At 39.1% G+C, this 13,057-nt stretch carries 17 protein-coding genes; 12 read left to right on the top strand and 5 right to left on the bottom strand.

Annotated features, from left to right (window positions below):
• The first annotated feature begins 58 nt into the window (after positions 1 to 58).
• From IPP74_08535 to IPP74_08510, 6 genes are all read left to right on the top strand, one after another.
• Entirely contained in the window at positions 59 to 766 is a 708-nt protein-coding gene (locus IPP74_08535; GenBank protein ID MBL0319319.1) for a GNAT family N-acetyltransferase, read from the top strand.
• 58 nt (positions 767 to 824) lie between these two features.
• Entirely contained in the window at positions 825 to 2,747 is a 1,923-nt protein-coding gene (locus IPP74_08530) for a TonB-dependent receptor (protein MBL0319318.1), read from the top strand.
• 57 nt (positions 2,748 to 2,804) lie between these two features.
• A complete protein-coding gene (locus IPP74_08525; GenBank protein MBL0319317.1) occupies positions 2,805 to 3,335 on the top strand; it encodes a YfiR family protein in 531 nt (176 codons plus the stop codon).
• 157 nt (positions 3,336 to 3,492) lie between these two features.
• Positions 3,493 to 4,167, top strand: coding sequence for a hypothetical protein (locus IPP74_08520; protein ID MBL0319316.1), 675 nt, complete (start codon positions 3,493 to 3,495; stop codon positions 4,165 to 4,167).
• Positions 4,164 to 4,520 carry an immunity 8 family protein gene (locus IPP74_08515; GenBank protein ID MBL0319315.1) on the top strand — a complete coding sequence of 119 codons (357 nt, stop codon included), beginning with the start codon at positions 4,164 to 4,166 and terminating at the stop codon, positions 4,518 to 4,520. The genes IPP74_08520 and IPP74_08515 overlap by 4 nt, the downstream gene beginning before the upstream one ends.
• Positions 4,521 to 4,708: 188 nt before the next feature.
• Positions 4,709 to 5,002 (top strand): hypothetical protein, encoded by a 294-nt coding sequence (locus tag IPP74_08510; GenBank protein ID MBL0319314.1) that lies wholly within the window; start codon positions 4,709 to 4,711, stop codon positions 5,000 to 5,002.
• Between the two features lie 67 nt (positions 5,003 to 5,069).
• Here IPP74_08510 and IPP74_08505 read toward each other — a convergent pair whose 3' ends face one another.
• Positions 5,070 to 5,849 (bottom strand): IS30 family transposase, encoded by a 780-nt coding sequence (locus IPP74_08505; GenBank protein ID MBL0319313.1) that lies wholly within the window; start codon positions 5,847 to 5,849, stop codon positions 5,070 to 5,072.
• A 254-nt stretch (positions 5,850 to 6,103) separates the two neighbouring features.
• Between IPP74_08505 and IPP74_08500 the strand changes: the two genes are divergently transcribed.
• The 3 genes from IPP74_08500 to IPP74_08490 all read left to right on the top strand — a co-directional run bounded on the left by IPP74_08500 (position 6,104) and on the right by IPP74_08490 (position 7,631).
• Positions 6,104 to 6,646, top strand: a complete 543-nt coding sequence (locus IPP74_08500; protein MBL0319312.1) for a hypothetical protein — start codon at positions 6,104 to 6,106, stop codon at positions 6,644 to 6,646.
• 493 nt (positions 6,647 to 7,139) lie between these two features.
• Positions 7,140 to 7,427 (top strand): hypothetical protein, encoded by a 288-nt coding sequence (locus IPP74_08495; protein ID MBL0319311.1) that lies wholly within the window; start codon positions 7,140 to 7,142, stop codon positions 7,425 to 7,427.
• Between the two features lie 12 nt (positions 7,428 to 7,439).
• Positions 7,440 to 7,631, top strand: a complete 192-nt coding sequence (locus tag IPP74_08490; GenBank protein ID MBL0319310.1) for a phage BR0599 family protein — start codon at positions 7,440 to 7,442, stop codon at positions 7,629 to 7,631.
• Here IPP74_08490 and IPP74_08485 read toward each other — a convergent pair.
• Positions 7,565 to 8,041 carry a hypothetical protein gene (locus IPP74_08485; protein ID MBL0319309.1) on the bottom strand — a complete coding sequence of 159 codons (477 nt, stop codon included), beginning with the start codon at positions 8,039 to 8,041 and terminating at the stop codon, positions 7,565 to 7,567. The two genes, IPP74_08490 and IPP74_08485, sit on opposite strands and share 67 nt — an antisense overlap.
• Positions 8,042 to 8,193: 152 nt before the next feature.
• Here IPP74_08485 and IPP74_08480 point away from each other — a divergent pair, with 152 nt between their 5' ends.
• The 3 genes from IPP74_08480 to IPP74_08470 all read left to right on the top strand — a co-directional run bounded on the left by IPP74_08480 (position 8,194) and on the right by IPP74_08470 (position 9,620).
• Positions 8,194 to 8,835 (top strand): DUF1963 domain-containing protein, encoded by a 642-nt coding sequence (locus IPP74_08480; GenBank protein ID MBL0319308.1) that lies wholly within the window; start codon positions 8,194 to 8,196, stop codon positions 8,833 to 8,835.
• Positions 8,836 to 9,207: 372 nt separating this feature from the next.
• Positions 9,208 to 9,372, top strand: coding sequence for a hypothetical protein (locus tag IPP74_08475; GenBank protein MBL0319307.1), 165 nt, complete (start codon positions 9,208 to 9,210; stop codon positions 9,370 to 9,372).
• A 5-nt stretch (positions 9,373 to 9,377) separates the two neighbouring features.
• Positions 9,378 to 9,620, top strand: a complete 243-nt coding sequence (locus IPP74_08470) for a hypothetical protein (protein ID MBL0319306.1) — start codon at positions 9,378 to 9,380, stop codon at positions 9,618 to 9,620.
• 152 nt (positions 9,621 to 9,772) lie between these two features.
• Here IPP74_08470 and IPP74_08465 read toward each other — a convergent pair whose 3' ends face one another.
• The 3 genes from IPP74_08465 to IPP74_08455 all read right to left on the bottom strand — a co-directional run bounded on the left by IPP74_08465 (position 9,773) and on the right by IPP74_08455 (position 12,986).
• Positions 9,773 to 10,129, bottom strand: coding sequence for a PRC-barrel domain-containing protein (locus IPP74_08465; GenBank protein ID MBL0319305.1), 357 nt, complete (start codon positions 10,127 to 10,129; stop codon positions 9,773 to 9,775).
• A gap of 236 nt (positions 10,130 to 10,365) precedes the next feature.
• Positions 10,366 to 12,528: an AAA family ATPase gene (locus IPP74_08460; protein MBL0319304.1), complete on the bottom strand. Its 2,163-nt coding sequence runs from the start codon at positions 12,526 to 12,528 to the stop codon at positions 10,366 to 10,368.
• A gap of 71 nt (positions 12,529 to 12,599) precedes the next feature.
• Positions 12,600 to 12,986 (bottom strand): hypothetical protein, encoded by a 387-nt coding sequence (locus IPP74_08455; GenBank protein MBL0319303.1) that lies wholly within the window; start codon positions 12,984 to 12,986, stop codon positions 12,600 to 12,602.
• Positions 12,987 to 13,057 lie beyond the last annotated feature (71 nt).

Below are 13,057 nucleotides of genomic sequence, written 5' to 3'. Positions count from 1 at the left end.
GCCTTAAATATTTGTTTATATACCCTTCGAGTTTACTTACTTCTCATTGGGAAACTAAATGCAGAAATCTCACCCAAAAAAAATATCCTTGATCACGTACCGTGATCTCGAAACGACTGATCTCATCATTGAAATCACCGATAATCAAGATTTCATTAACCAATACTTTGTACTACGCGAACAATGCTATAAGCAGGATTTGGGTTTAAAAAATTTTTCTGGTGGATGCGATGCTTTTGATAATAAAGGCACTATAGCTATTGCCAGACTGGGCCATATTGTGATTGGCGGGAGTCGACTAGTTGTCTCACTTATTAATAACCCATGTATATTGCCTCTTGAAGAAGATGGTTTTATGGTAAAAGACTTATTTCCAGAACTTGAGCTCAACAGACATGGATATTTTGAAATAGGTCGTACTGTTGTGGCCCCCAATTACCGTCACACTGATATCAATTTTAACATTAATAAGCTTCTTGTAATGAATGCCCTAGAGAGAGGTTGTTATTTTCAATTTACGATTTCAACCTTACCTGTTTTCCGAATAAATAGGATAATTGGGACAAGACTGGGCATGGAACATATGTTAATTAAACACGTTTCTGTGCCTATAAAACATATTTATGAAGCTCTAAATAAGCAAGGAATCTATATCTCAATCTCTTTTATACGTCCCAAAGATACAAGAATCCAACAAAGAAAATTATTAGAACATACCAATACTCAAGATAAATTATTCCTGGACAAGGAAACAGTTGCTTCATAATATAGTAAGTGGGGAATGCTATATAAGGGGCTATCGTTATCTTTGGGGGTGTTTATTTATGCGTAAATTGTTTTTCCTATGTATACTTACTCCTACCATAGCATTTGCAAATGATCCGACTATCAAACAGCAATTTCAAGTAACAGATGATGAAGTATTCACCTTATCGAAAAAGCCTGAAAATGCATTTCAAGCGGCTTCTGCCATTTATGTTATTTCCCAAGAAGATATAAGAAGAGCTGGCATAACCACAGTTCCAGAAGCACTCAGACTTGCACCTGGAGTAGAAGTTGCCCAGATAGATTCCAATAAATGGGCCATTACTAGCAGAGGATTTAATCGTCAATTTGTCAATAAAATGCTTGTTCTCATTGATGGAAGGACTGTTTATACCCCTTTGTTTGCTGGAGTTTATTGGGATATGCAAGATTTAATGATTGAAGATATTGAGCGCATTGAAGTTGTCAGGGGCCCCGGGGCAACTATTTGGGGAACAAATGCCGTAAACGGTGTCATAAATATTATTACTTATTCCTCAAAAGGTACTCAAGGCAATCTTGCATCTGCTGTTTACGGTAATGAGCAAAGGGGAAATTTAGCTTTTAGACATGGCGGTCGAATCAATGATAAACTGCATTATCGTGTTTATGGAAAATATGACCACCGTGATGATAGTCACTTTACTGATAAAACTAATGGGAATGACACCTGGGAAAATGGCAGAACAGGATATCGTATGGATTGGGACGCAAGCCCCAATGACCTAATAACATTTCAGGGTGATATAAGTAACGGTTATGAAGATTATACGTTAAACCCTCCATCACTACCCACTGCGGTTACCAGTGATGAAGAAATCATTGGTGCAAACCAGATGGTAAAATGGCAAAGGAATCTGACTAACCATTCAATTACGACAAATGCTTATGTTGACTACACATCGCGTGATTCTGTTTTCTTAGAACAAAAATACTTAACTTTTGATCTTGACTTTCAAGATGTGTGGACAGTCAACCCCAGTCATGAATTATCTTGGGGATTGGGATATCACTACTTTAGAGATAACTTAAAAAGTCTTCCAGTTTCAGGTGTTACGTTTATTGACTATACCCCTGACAAGACTGATAATGACTTATACAGCGTATTTCTACAGGATCAGTGGTCTATTATTCCTGATAAATTGTTATTAACCCTAGGATCAAAATTTGAGCATAATTACTATACTGACTGGGAAACACAACCCACTATTCGACTTAGTTATCTTCCTGATGAAAAGCAAACCATCTGGTCATCTATTTCAAGAGCAATAAGAATTCCGAGTCGTGCAGAGCGGACAATTAACCTTGCTGTAGCCAATACAGGTTTTGGACTCATAAGGCAGGTCGGTCAACCAGGCTATGATTCAGAAAAGCTAACTGCTTATGAATTGGGCTATAGAAATAAAATTATTCCTTCACTTACTTTTGATGTTTCTGCGTTTTATAACGTATATCAGGATTTGAGAAGCCTTGAATTTAGTGGACTCAACATGCTCGTTGAAAATCAAGCATCCGGAAAATCTCATGGCATTGAAGTTGCAGCTCAATGGACTGTTTTACCAGGCTTATGGTATCTACAGGGATCATACTCCTATTTGCATCTGGATATCGATAATAAATCTGGAAGTACGGATATCCTAAATGAAAAAGATGAGGGCGCATCCCCCCAAAATCAATACAAGATTCAATCTAGTATTAACCTCTCTCACAATGTGGAATTTGATCAAACATTATATTTTGTCGACAATCTTCGTACCCTTGGGATTAATGCGTATACACGCTTTGATTTGCATTTAGCCTGGAAACCTGTACGAGGACTAGAATTGAGCGTGGCTGGTCAAAATCTACTGGATAATCGACATCAAGAATTTAGTCCTGACTTATATTCCAAGGCATCAGAAATAGGTAGAAGTATCTATGGAAAAGTAGTTTGGGAGTTCTAAGTGAGTTTCACCTTATTCGAATACAGGCAAGTTCTATACGCATTGATACGGCTTCTTATGTGTTCATTGCTTATATTAATATCCTCTTCAGACGCATTTTCTCAAGTATCGGCTGCCAAAGTGAATATTTGGCCAGCAACGAAGGCATCTCTCATCATCAAGTATCTAAATTATGTCGTATGGCCTACAAGCGTTTTACCTTCTAAGAAAGAACCTTTAACGATATGCTTGTTTCGAGGAGATCCGTTGGAAGAATATATCCCCAAGGCTGCATCCAAAGAACATAGTCCTTATACTCTTACCGTTAAGAAGGTCGGATATAAAGATTCATTTTATGGTTGCCATATCCTTTTTGTCAGTGAAGGTAATAATGATCATATTGATGAGGTCATAGCCAGCACTAAGGGAAAACCCATTCTTACGATGAGTGATATTAGAGGGTTTGCAAAGAATGGAGGAATTGCCGGATTCTTTATTCGTTCAAATGGGCACAAAGAGACTGTTTTAGAAATTAATATTAGCAGTCTCCAAAGTAGTGGAATTCATATTGATACTGATTTTATCAGTATCATGGATATATACAGATGATTTATTTATGGTTTAAATATTCAATGCCATTTTTCAAAAGAACCCCTGAGTATATTTTGCACTTTAATTACACATATTAATCTAGGCCGTGATCATGATATTTATTAATTATATAAAGAGAAATAATTCCTCCATATTATTGCTATTATCATTCATCATGATTAATTTGTATGCCAACAACGCAATGGCCTTTTTACAGGAAGGAGTATGGCCAATTGAAAATACTAAATATCATTATCCTGTAAGACTCTGTATGCAGTATGTCTTTGAAGAAAAAACGCAATATGATAGGAAAGATGCGATACAGAGCTTCGCGACGACAAGAGATATTATTATTAAAGATAAAAACTTCTTTAATAAATTGCTGGTCTCAGAGAGCAGGGAAGTAATTTTCAAGAAGTATTCATATCTAGGAAAAAATTATCTTAAGTATATCTTAAATGATCATGCAGGAGAAGAGCCATATGATCTAGAAGATATTGCTCCAGTAACGGATGCGGGATGTATCATTGTGGATAAAAAACATTACATTTTGACTTACCCTGAAGATAATCCTTTACGTTGGGAAGTATTCTTTTTAACTTCAATTTTGAATAAAGAGAGAAAATTTCTGCTTTCTGATCCTTCGGGACTGTATCCTTTTGAACCCTATGGAGAAGGAGTAATTAAAACCGAAAAATTCAAAGCAGGAGATCCTTATTTTGCCCAAGGACTAATCCGCTTTTTAGAACAATTTGACTTTAAAATAACCAGCGTTACAGATGGAGTAGACATCCCTCCTTATGAACCGAATGGAAACGTAACCAGCAATAGTCACCTAAATATAAAATGATTAAACCTATATTGAAAAATGTGTTTTCTCCAAATATACCGGATTTGGAGAAATATGAACCAGAACAAGATGATTGTTTTATGATCCAACTTTGGCTGGATATTGGAGCAAATGATTCTGATGCCACAGACATATTTTATCTAACAGTATGTACACCAGAATGGCTTAAGAATGAATGTACGTTACAAGCACTTTGGGGACGTCATTTATTGATTGTTTCATCATACGATATTCAGATTATCCGCGATAAAATAGAAGATTATTTATCAACATGCACAGGTAATGATTGGCAACAATTAGCCGTTAAGATTGGTAAAATTTGTGCCTGGGAATTTGAAGACTATCAAGCATAATTTTGGGGAGAAATAGACCAAGAAACCTTTCAGCCATAGGCAGTATCAAAAGGCACTATAATTGGAACGAATGGATCGGCACCGGTATACCAAGTGGTATATAATGGAATTATTCAAGAACTAGCCATTGGCATTGGATCTAATGGATATATCGTTCGTGCAAATCCAGTAAGCGTATGGAAGCCATTATGAAGATTTTAAGATTCGGAGCAACTTATGGTGCTCCTCCTATTTTTGATCCAGGTTTAGAAAGTATGGGCTACGTTGACCTAGCTGATTTAAGGATATCTGATGTGTTAAAATGGCAAATTGATCTTTGGAATCAACAATATCAAGAAACTTTTTCAGATGATTATCCCCCAGATTCATGTTTTAAAAGTTTAGACGAATTAATAGCCCATAATAAAAGGGGGAACGAACTTTCTCTGCTATTGCAAACGCCACATTCAAGTTTGAAGTGCAAACCTCTGACATTTTTTTAGGAATGCCTCATTAGGAGTTATCCAATTGAGTTTTTTGCGTGGTGTTAGGTTATAGTTATCAATGGTTTCATTGAAATCCTCCTTGTTGTATGTGTGAATGTTTGTTTTTCTGGGTAAGTCTCTTCGCAGTCTTCCATTGGTATTCTCGACGCCGCCCTTTTGCCATGATGCATATGGGTCGCAGAAGAAGGTTTTGATGTCCAGTGCTGTACCCCCATAACTGGTGACGGGTAAATTCACCACCATTATCCAAAGTCAACGACTTGCGTGCTTTTTGAGGTATTTTGGTTAGCAGGTTAAGGATTGCGTTTGCAACGTCATCGGCCTTTTTACTGGGCAATTGCTTGCTGAGGGTAAACATGGTCTGTCTTTCCCTGAGAACCAGAATATGTTGAGAGCCCTTACAGAAGCTCATCAAATCCCCTTCCCAGTGACCAAATGTTGTCCGCTTATCAATGTGCTTGGGCCGTTGATGGATAGAGACTCTGTTTGGTATACGTGAAGCACCAGCGCCTTTAGATTTCCTTAGTCCCCGCTTTGCTTTATGCCGCGGAAGGAACTTCCAGATTTTCTCTTTTCGTCTGGAACCCTGATAAATCCAGTGGTAGATCGTTTCGTGACAAATGGATTTTAGCTCGGTTTGACCATGCTTAAGATGACCGGCGATTTGCTCAGGTGTCCAGAAATGGTTCTGCATGTGTTCCATAACAAATTCCTGGAGCTTGATATCCTTGTCGAGTCGCGCTTGACGGCAACGGCGGCCAGCTGCCAGGCGATGTGCCGTATCCGGCCAATATTGACCTGGCGGTGCTTCATTGCGCTTTAGCTCCCGATAAACGGTACACACTGGACGGCCGATCGCTGAAGCAATCTGGCCTGCTGCAGGCCAGATTGCTTCAGCTGAGATATCTTTACTCTTTCATCATAACTTAAATGGTTATATCTTTTCATACGCAACATCTTTTTGATTATCTGTTTTGACAACAAACATCATAAGGTGTTGCACTTCATTTTAGAACAGGCCAACTGAACTTGGTGATCAATATTACATTATTTTTTTGCCCTTGAAGTAATATAATGATTTGGAAAGGGGTTATTTAAATGCGAATGGTCGGATTTTGTGGTGGAAGTCGAATTATTGAATTAGGATCATCTTCAGATATGCAAGCATTTTTTAATGCTATCAGCAAGTTTGTTTTACAAAGCGATAACAATACAGACTATAATCCTATAACAGATAGATTATATCGAAGGTATTTAAAAATTGAAGAATTAGAAAAAGCCACGATGTTGATGGAAAAAATAAAAAGTATTTTGAAGACCATCTCATGTCAGGAAATAAATTTTACTGAATTAGAATTGGATATTAAAAATACAAAGCTGGACATTAAAAAACATAACCTATTTGAGCTATTTGAAGTTTATTTTAGTGCATTTGAAGTATGTGTAGAATCCTGTTTGGATTTTTATAGAAGATATAACGAAAATGAACCCGTCAAAATAATATTTACAGATACAGCCTGGTATATGTATGAGAGCCTAAGGACCTTGCCAGAATATGACGAACATGAGGGTGTCCCTTTTTGGTTTGCCACCAAAGATAATGATTATGGCCTTCCAAAACCTGCTAAGTTAAGACAGTAATCGCCGGCGCTTATGCAAGTGCTATATCGATTAAAACTGTTATGGGAGTTATTAAATCAAAGGGAATTGGAGCAGAGGTTCTTTCATCCGGAGCTCCTGCAACAACACCTACCAAAGATACACTGATACAAGAGTTAGTATCAAAGGGAGTTTAAAATACTCCTGAAAATATTATTGGAATCACTAAAACTGCAGATGGGTAAATCGTCTTTCTGGAAACAGGAAATTCATCTGCAGGACTTCAACACATAATTGAGGAACACGGCATACAATTTGCACAGCTAGGCATTTCAGAAGAAGAACTTCCCGATTTTCTTATGACTGCTGTGAAGAATGGAAAAATAGTAGGCCACCAGGGTACTGGAACAGGTAGGCCCGTTTACGCTTTCACATATAATGGAAAACCATATAATGTAGCTATCACCATTGGCAATAATGGTTATATCGTAGGAGCAAACCCAAGATAGGAATGCGTATGAGAAAATTAAAATTAATGGCTGATTATCAATGTTATCCTATTTGGGAACCAAACACTAAGGAGTATAACATTAATCCCTTTTCTCTTCCGATTTCATTACAATTGGGAAATGACTTAATGAAGTGGGCAGCACAATGGGATAAAACATTAAATTGGGATAATCCCTCAAATTCTGGATTTAATTCTACAGAAGAAGAAAGCTTTTTTATTTCAGAAGGCAAGCGACTCTGCGAAACACTCAATAATCAGCTTGGTAATCAGTTTGAAGTTGAATTTTCTTACTCCCCTCAATTTAAAGAATAAAGTGCTAGCCAAATTTGGCAGAAGTCAGGAAATAACATAGTCATCGGTAACACCTTTAACGCCATTGCTGGGTGCGATAAAACCATAGGTGCATGCTCAACCCTATTCAACAATGCGGTGAATTTTCATGGGGAACCTTATGTACCCGGTATGGACAAGATGTTATCAACAGCAGCAACATCAAATGATCTCCAACATTCGTGACCTTGCAAACACTTTACAGATCGATCATCACCAATAAGAAAGACAGTAATATCAAGCTCTTCCAATACCAGCCTGATTTTGGCTATAAACTTAAGATAAGTAGGATGATCTGGAAATGCTAGAGCAATTTTATCTTCCCCTTGGTGCTCGTTACTGCGTAAATCAGCCGCTGTATAAGAACCTCTTGAAACTCTTGTTGAAATCTGAGAAGGACTAAACGTTTTTTCATATCTCTTACTACCATTAAAAGAGCTGGTTCCACCTTTGGTTTCTATTAAGAGTCGGCTAGTCCCCTTTTTAGCAATCACATCGATTCCCTTCTCTTTCGTTGTGCGGGCTACCACAATTTTATAATCATAGCTTTTTAGATACACGCAAAGTGCATCTATTAATTCATTTTCGCTAAGCATTTATCCCCCATAATAATGTGCACTTGGATTATGACCTCAAAGTCCATCAATGTCCATCAATCAAGATACAGGATACATAAAAAACTTGACGCACGGTTAAAAATATACTACTTAGCAATAGTAACAATAATTAATAACGGATGCAGTCTAATATGACTAATGTTGCGGCTTACATCAATTTTATAGAAACTAACGAGCCAATTGATGCTCTGAAAACAAAGTTTGGTGGAAACCCTGTCTGGCTTGAAAAAGCATCGTGGCCCATTAGCAGGTCAACCGGCAAGCCAATGAACTTTATTTGTCAAATTGCTATCGATACGAGCATCTTCCCAAATGCTAAAGGTAAAATGGCTTATATTTTTATGACAGGTGATGAAGATGGTGGAGATGCTGAAACGTGGGATCCAGAAAGCGGAGAGAATGCCGTTATTATCCAACCTAGCCATGTTTTGGAGGCTGACGTTCAAGAAATTGCGGTAGGACCAACTATAGCTTCTGAATATGATGTTCAATTAAAAATTGTTAATGATATCGCCGCCCCTGCATTAGAAAGTATTGATGTGGACGACCCAAATTATGAAGAAATCATGAATTCTATTGCTGGAAACAAGATAGGTGGCACCCCTCTTTTCATCCAGGGAGATGAATCTCCTGAGGGAGATGATTGGGTTTTACTTCTGCAACTGGATTCGACACAACTGCCTTTTGAAATTAACTTTGGTACTTGTGGTGTGGCGTATGCTTTTATTAACACGAATGGTGATAAAGGAAAATTCTTGTGGCAATGTGGTTAGTTTTTTATTTCTAGCTTTACTACGGTCTCATTCATTAAGTTAGCGATAGTATTCTTCAGCTGCCTTAGTTCACGTTTGAAGAGCAACACTCTGACATTTTTTAGGAAAGTCTCATTAACTACTAAACCTGGTTATAACACGTTATCTGTCATTTTCAGAGATAAGCTATATCGAGTTCGATAAATGTGTGACCCTTTTCGTGAATATCTTCTATCCAAAGCCTCGGCACTTGGCCTGTTCTAAAATGAAGTGCAACATCTTTTTGAATATCTGTTTCACAACAAACATCATAAGGTGTTTCACTTCATTTTAGAACAGGCCGATGATGTTTAAAGACTTGATTACTGGCTAATTTACGGCTAATTTATGGTTATGCCATGGAAACCTCGATATACCATTACTGACAAGCTTCTTTTTACCATTCGTGAAATTGGTGAGGCTCTTGGTGAGATCAAGAGCCTGCATCTGACACCAAAGTCGCTGGCGCAACTAGAATTAAATGCCAGGGAAATGTCGACCTATGCCTCGATGAATTGAAGCGCGTGCATAAAATGCTACCTGATAATGCAGAAGCTAAGCCCCGCCTTGAACCACATCACCAGCTCGTTTTAGACTATATTAATGAGCATGGCAGCATAACCCAGCGTGAATATCAGGCTATTTCTTCCCGCAGCCTGGCTTCTCGGAAACTGGATATTGAGAAGTTGCTGGGTTTCGGTCTTATTGAAGCAAAAGGTACGGGGCGTGGGACGCATTATGTGCGGAGTATCGCAAAGTCGGACTAAATGAGCCGGCCTGTTCTAAAATGAAGCGCGACACCTTATGGTGTTTGTTGTGAAACAGATAATCAAAAAGATGTTGCACTTCATTTTAGAACAGGCCCCGCACTCCAAACGCTCCTTCATGCAAATGAAGAAGCGTTTGGATATGCAACGTGTTATGCAGCGTTATGGTCGGTAATGTTGTAGTGATGATAAAGATTACTGCGAAATGTCTCATCAGCCATATTGGGCCATTTATCCTTGTCAAATCCGTTTTCGTTTTTCAGCCTGTCTTTATCAATATTCAGTATAAAACATTTATCATTCCTATTTAACTTCATGGCTTCTGGTGGAATCGCAAACAGCTTGTCTCCCATGCCTAGAATGCCACCAAACGACAAAACATAATAGGATACACGATTATTTTCCGTGTCAATCATGATATCTTTTACATGACCAAGATTTTCTCCTTCAGCATTTTTTACATCATTACCATTAAGTGTTGAGGCCGACAATAAAATTTCATTTGTCATACGTTTTCTCCTTTCTCGTGTCCGCATTGCGAACTGGTTAATTATTTAAACATTACTCTTAGCAGAATAATATTTAATCGCTTTGATGTAATGAAACAATGCGATAAATTCACCTGAATATATTTTTTACATAAATGATGATGCTGGAGGTAATTTCAAAATTTTAAAATATCTCCCCCAAAAACAATCAACCCAATCCATGCCCTATACCTAAAACATGAATGTGGCGTTGCAATTCAAACTTGCATGTGGCATACGTTTGCTGCACTTCCAACAGATTTATTATTGCCCGGTAAGCGAGTAGTCTTCCTCACTAATTCCCTGAAGCTTAAAGCTGTTTGGGGATCCCCAGCTAGAATGTTAACATACACACTGCTTGCTGCTTTTGCATCGAAGCTCTCAACACCCTTCTGACTCAGCACCTCTCTTACCTCCTTTTTAGTATATTCAGGAACGTGATCAGCCATAAGTCGCCGAGAAAGCGCATGGCTTTTTAGAGCCCTTCCCGCCATACTCGGAGGGTTTTGTGTTCCAATAATCGTAAATCCTGGCCTTTGGGGTGGTTGCCCCTCCGGCGTTTTACCATTAAGCAACGCATTAAGAAGTGATTCCATCATGGAGGCACAATTAAACTCATCCATAACCACCACAGCACCCTCATTGAAGGCCTTCAATAGCGTGTCGCGCTTCATGTTATACTGCATACTAGCAGGAATAACATAATAGATTTTTGATGCCGTGTTTACATCGGCTTGTGAGGCTTCAACATAGCCCTTAGCTTTTAGGAGGTTAAATACTAACTCACTTTTACCCACTCCTGGCTTGCCTTCAAGAACGATCCCTCCCAATCCAGGAAAGTTCGCCAGCTCACGATCAGCCTGGCGCATCAACCGAACATTAAGTAAATCATTCATGGGCTGAGCAATAGCATACCGGGAAGGAGTAACGACAAATTCATTATTAACAGGCCATTTGATTTCCTTACGAACTAAAGATCCTTCTGGCTTATGTTTCTCTTCAAATTGACGGATATAATTAGCAGGTACCAGTGAATGTGCGACACGGTAGGCGTAATGATGAGCCACCTGTTTAGGATCAGCTTTCTGGCGTTGTTTGCAATAAGCCAGCGTCAGAAGCGCCATCATCTGTACCTCACGTGGCGAGATGAGCACTTCATCTTTGGAGTATGAGCACACATCACGATAGGTATTAAGGAAGAGTGGCGCAAGTTCCCGCGTCCTGGGTTCAAGCACGCTCCCCTTAAACAGCGGCTTTAACTGTGTTTCATAAATCATCTCTGCAGGCATAGGCTCAAACAGCACGGCATTACCGTGACGCTTAAAGAGGGTTGGAAGCGTACGTGCTGCTCCATAACTTAGTGGATTAGCGGCAAAGACAACTTTATGATCCGCCGTAAGTTCATGATAGACCCCATCAATAACGATTGAAGGCGGGTTATTATCAAACAATCCTTCAAATTCACTCCAGTTGCGTGTGGTGATATTTGCTTCATCAATAAATAGGATTTTGCGTCCTGGGGTTTTATCTTTTGCCCACTGGCTTAATTGCGATACCCCTTCATAGAGACCTTTGTTATCAGGAACAAGTTCTTGCTGCACAAACGTGGTTTTACCAACCCCGGTCAATCCCGTTAACAACACAAAGGGAGAATGTTCAAGAACGGCATTCACTTGGCTCAAACGGTTCGCCTTAAAGGCTTGGGTAATGTCCGCACTGTTTTCTAAATCGAAATCAGCAATAGTTACCCCATTGGGCAGAGTATAAACACCCGCCCACGCCGCCCCTTCACTACTTTGCTCAGGATGTTGTTTCAAATAACGCAAGCGTGCCTCTAACGTGCGAAGTGGTTCTTTTTCTAGCTGTTCATCTGTCAATAGATGATGCGCTTCGCCCAAAATCTGACATTTTTTGTTTTTTCCAACATTGTCGGTTTCATAAGGTAGATACCTAAGTTCACTAGGACCATCACTGAGCAGTATGAGCTTGTTTACTAGATTAGGGTCACGGCTACGTGCTATCAAAAGCGGCGCTAAAGCATCGCATAATTCAGCAGAAAAATGACCCTTTAGTATTATATTCTGATTATTATCCAAAGCGTGACGCAAGGCTCCGTTGGTTTCACTAAAGATAAAACACTGTTTATTACTGTCGTACTCGCCCGCACGTTTAACCAAAAGGTCGGCACTACGCAACTCAGACACATCAATGATGCAGCATGAAGCACCTTCTGCCATATCTGCCTTTATCAGCCCAATCGTAGTATCAGGGTCGTTGCTTTCAATCACCGTTGTATGTGAATAGCATTGCTTTGGCAACGTAACTGGAGGGAGTATTGAGCCATTTCGTAAGGCTAAGTTAGATTCAAGGTAGTTAGACACAGCCAGCGTAACCTTGTGTTTATGGCACTCGGTAAGGAGCATCGCCCATTGATTCTCAGTTAAGTCACGGGTTAATATAACAGGAAGAGTTTTGCCTTGATGCTGTTCAATGCGTCCAACGAGTACGGATAAACTGTGTGTTTTCTCAATTTATAAAGCGATTCCCTTGTTAAAGGCACTAAGGAACACATTCTCCAGTACAGGACTTGCCCCCCGTCTTGAGCCATCCACTGCTCTAATACTCTACGCGCATGTCGCTTTTCCCAAAGATACCATTGATTTGCAGTCCAATCTGAAATAATTAAGGTCTTAGGTTTGAAAACATCTGACTCGGATATATTACGATAGTAGGGCTCCTTTTGAATCAGGCGGTTAACGTCTATCTCTTCTGGCGGATTGGCATTAAATTGTTCATCTTCGAGCTTTTGTGCGTAATAGAATATTTTATTAAACTTCATGTTTCTTATAACCTATGTTTTGAAACAAGACATTATACAAACAAATGCTGTAAATTGTGCACTTGAATAGT

The organism is Alphaproteobacteria bacterium, from assembly GCA_016722515.1.
GTDB lineage: Bacteria > Pseudomonadota > Alphaproteobacteria > Rickettsiales > JADKJE01 > JADKJE01.
Note: the sequence above shows the minus strand (reverse complement) of the source record. Positions and strands in the feature narration are given on the sequence as shown.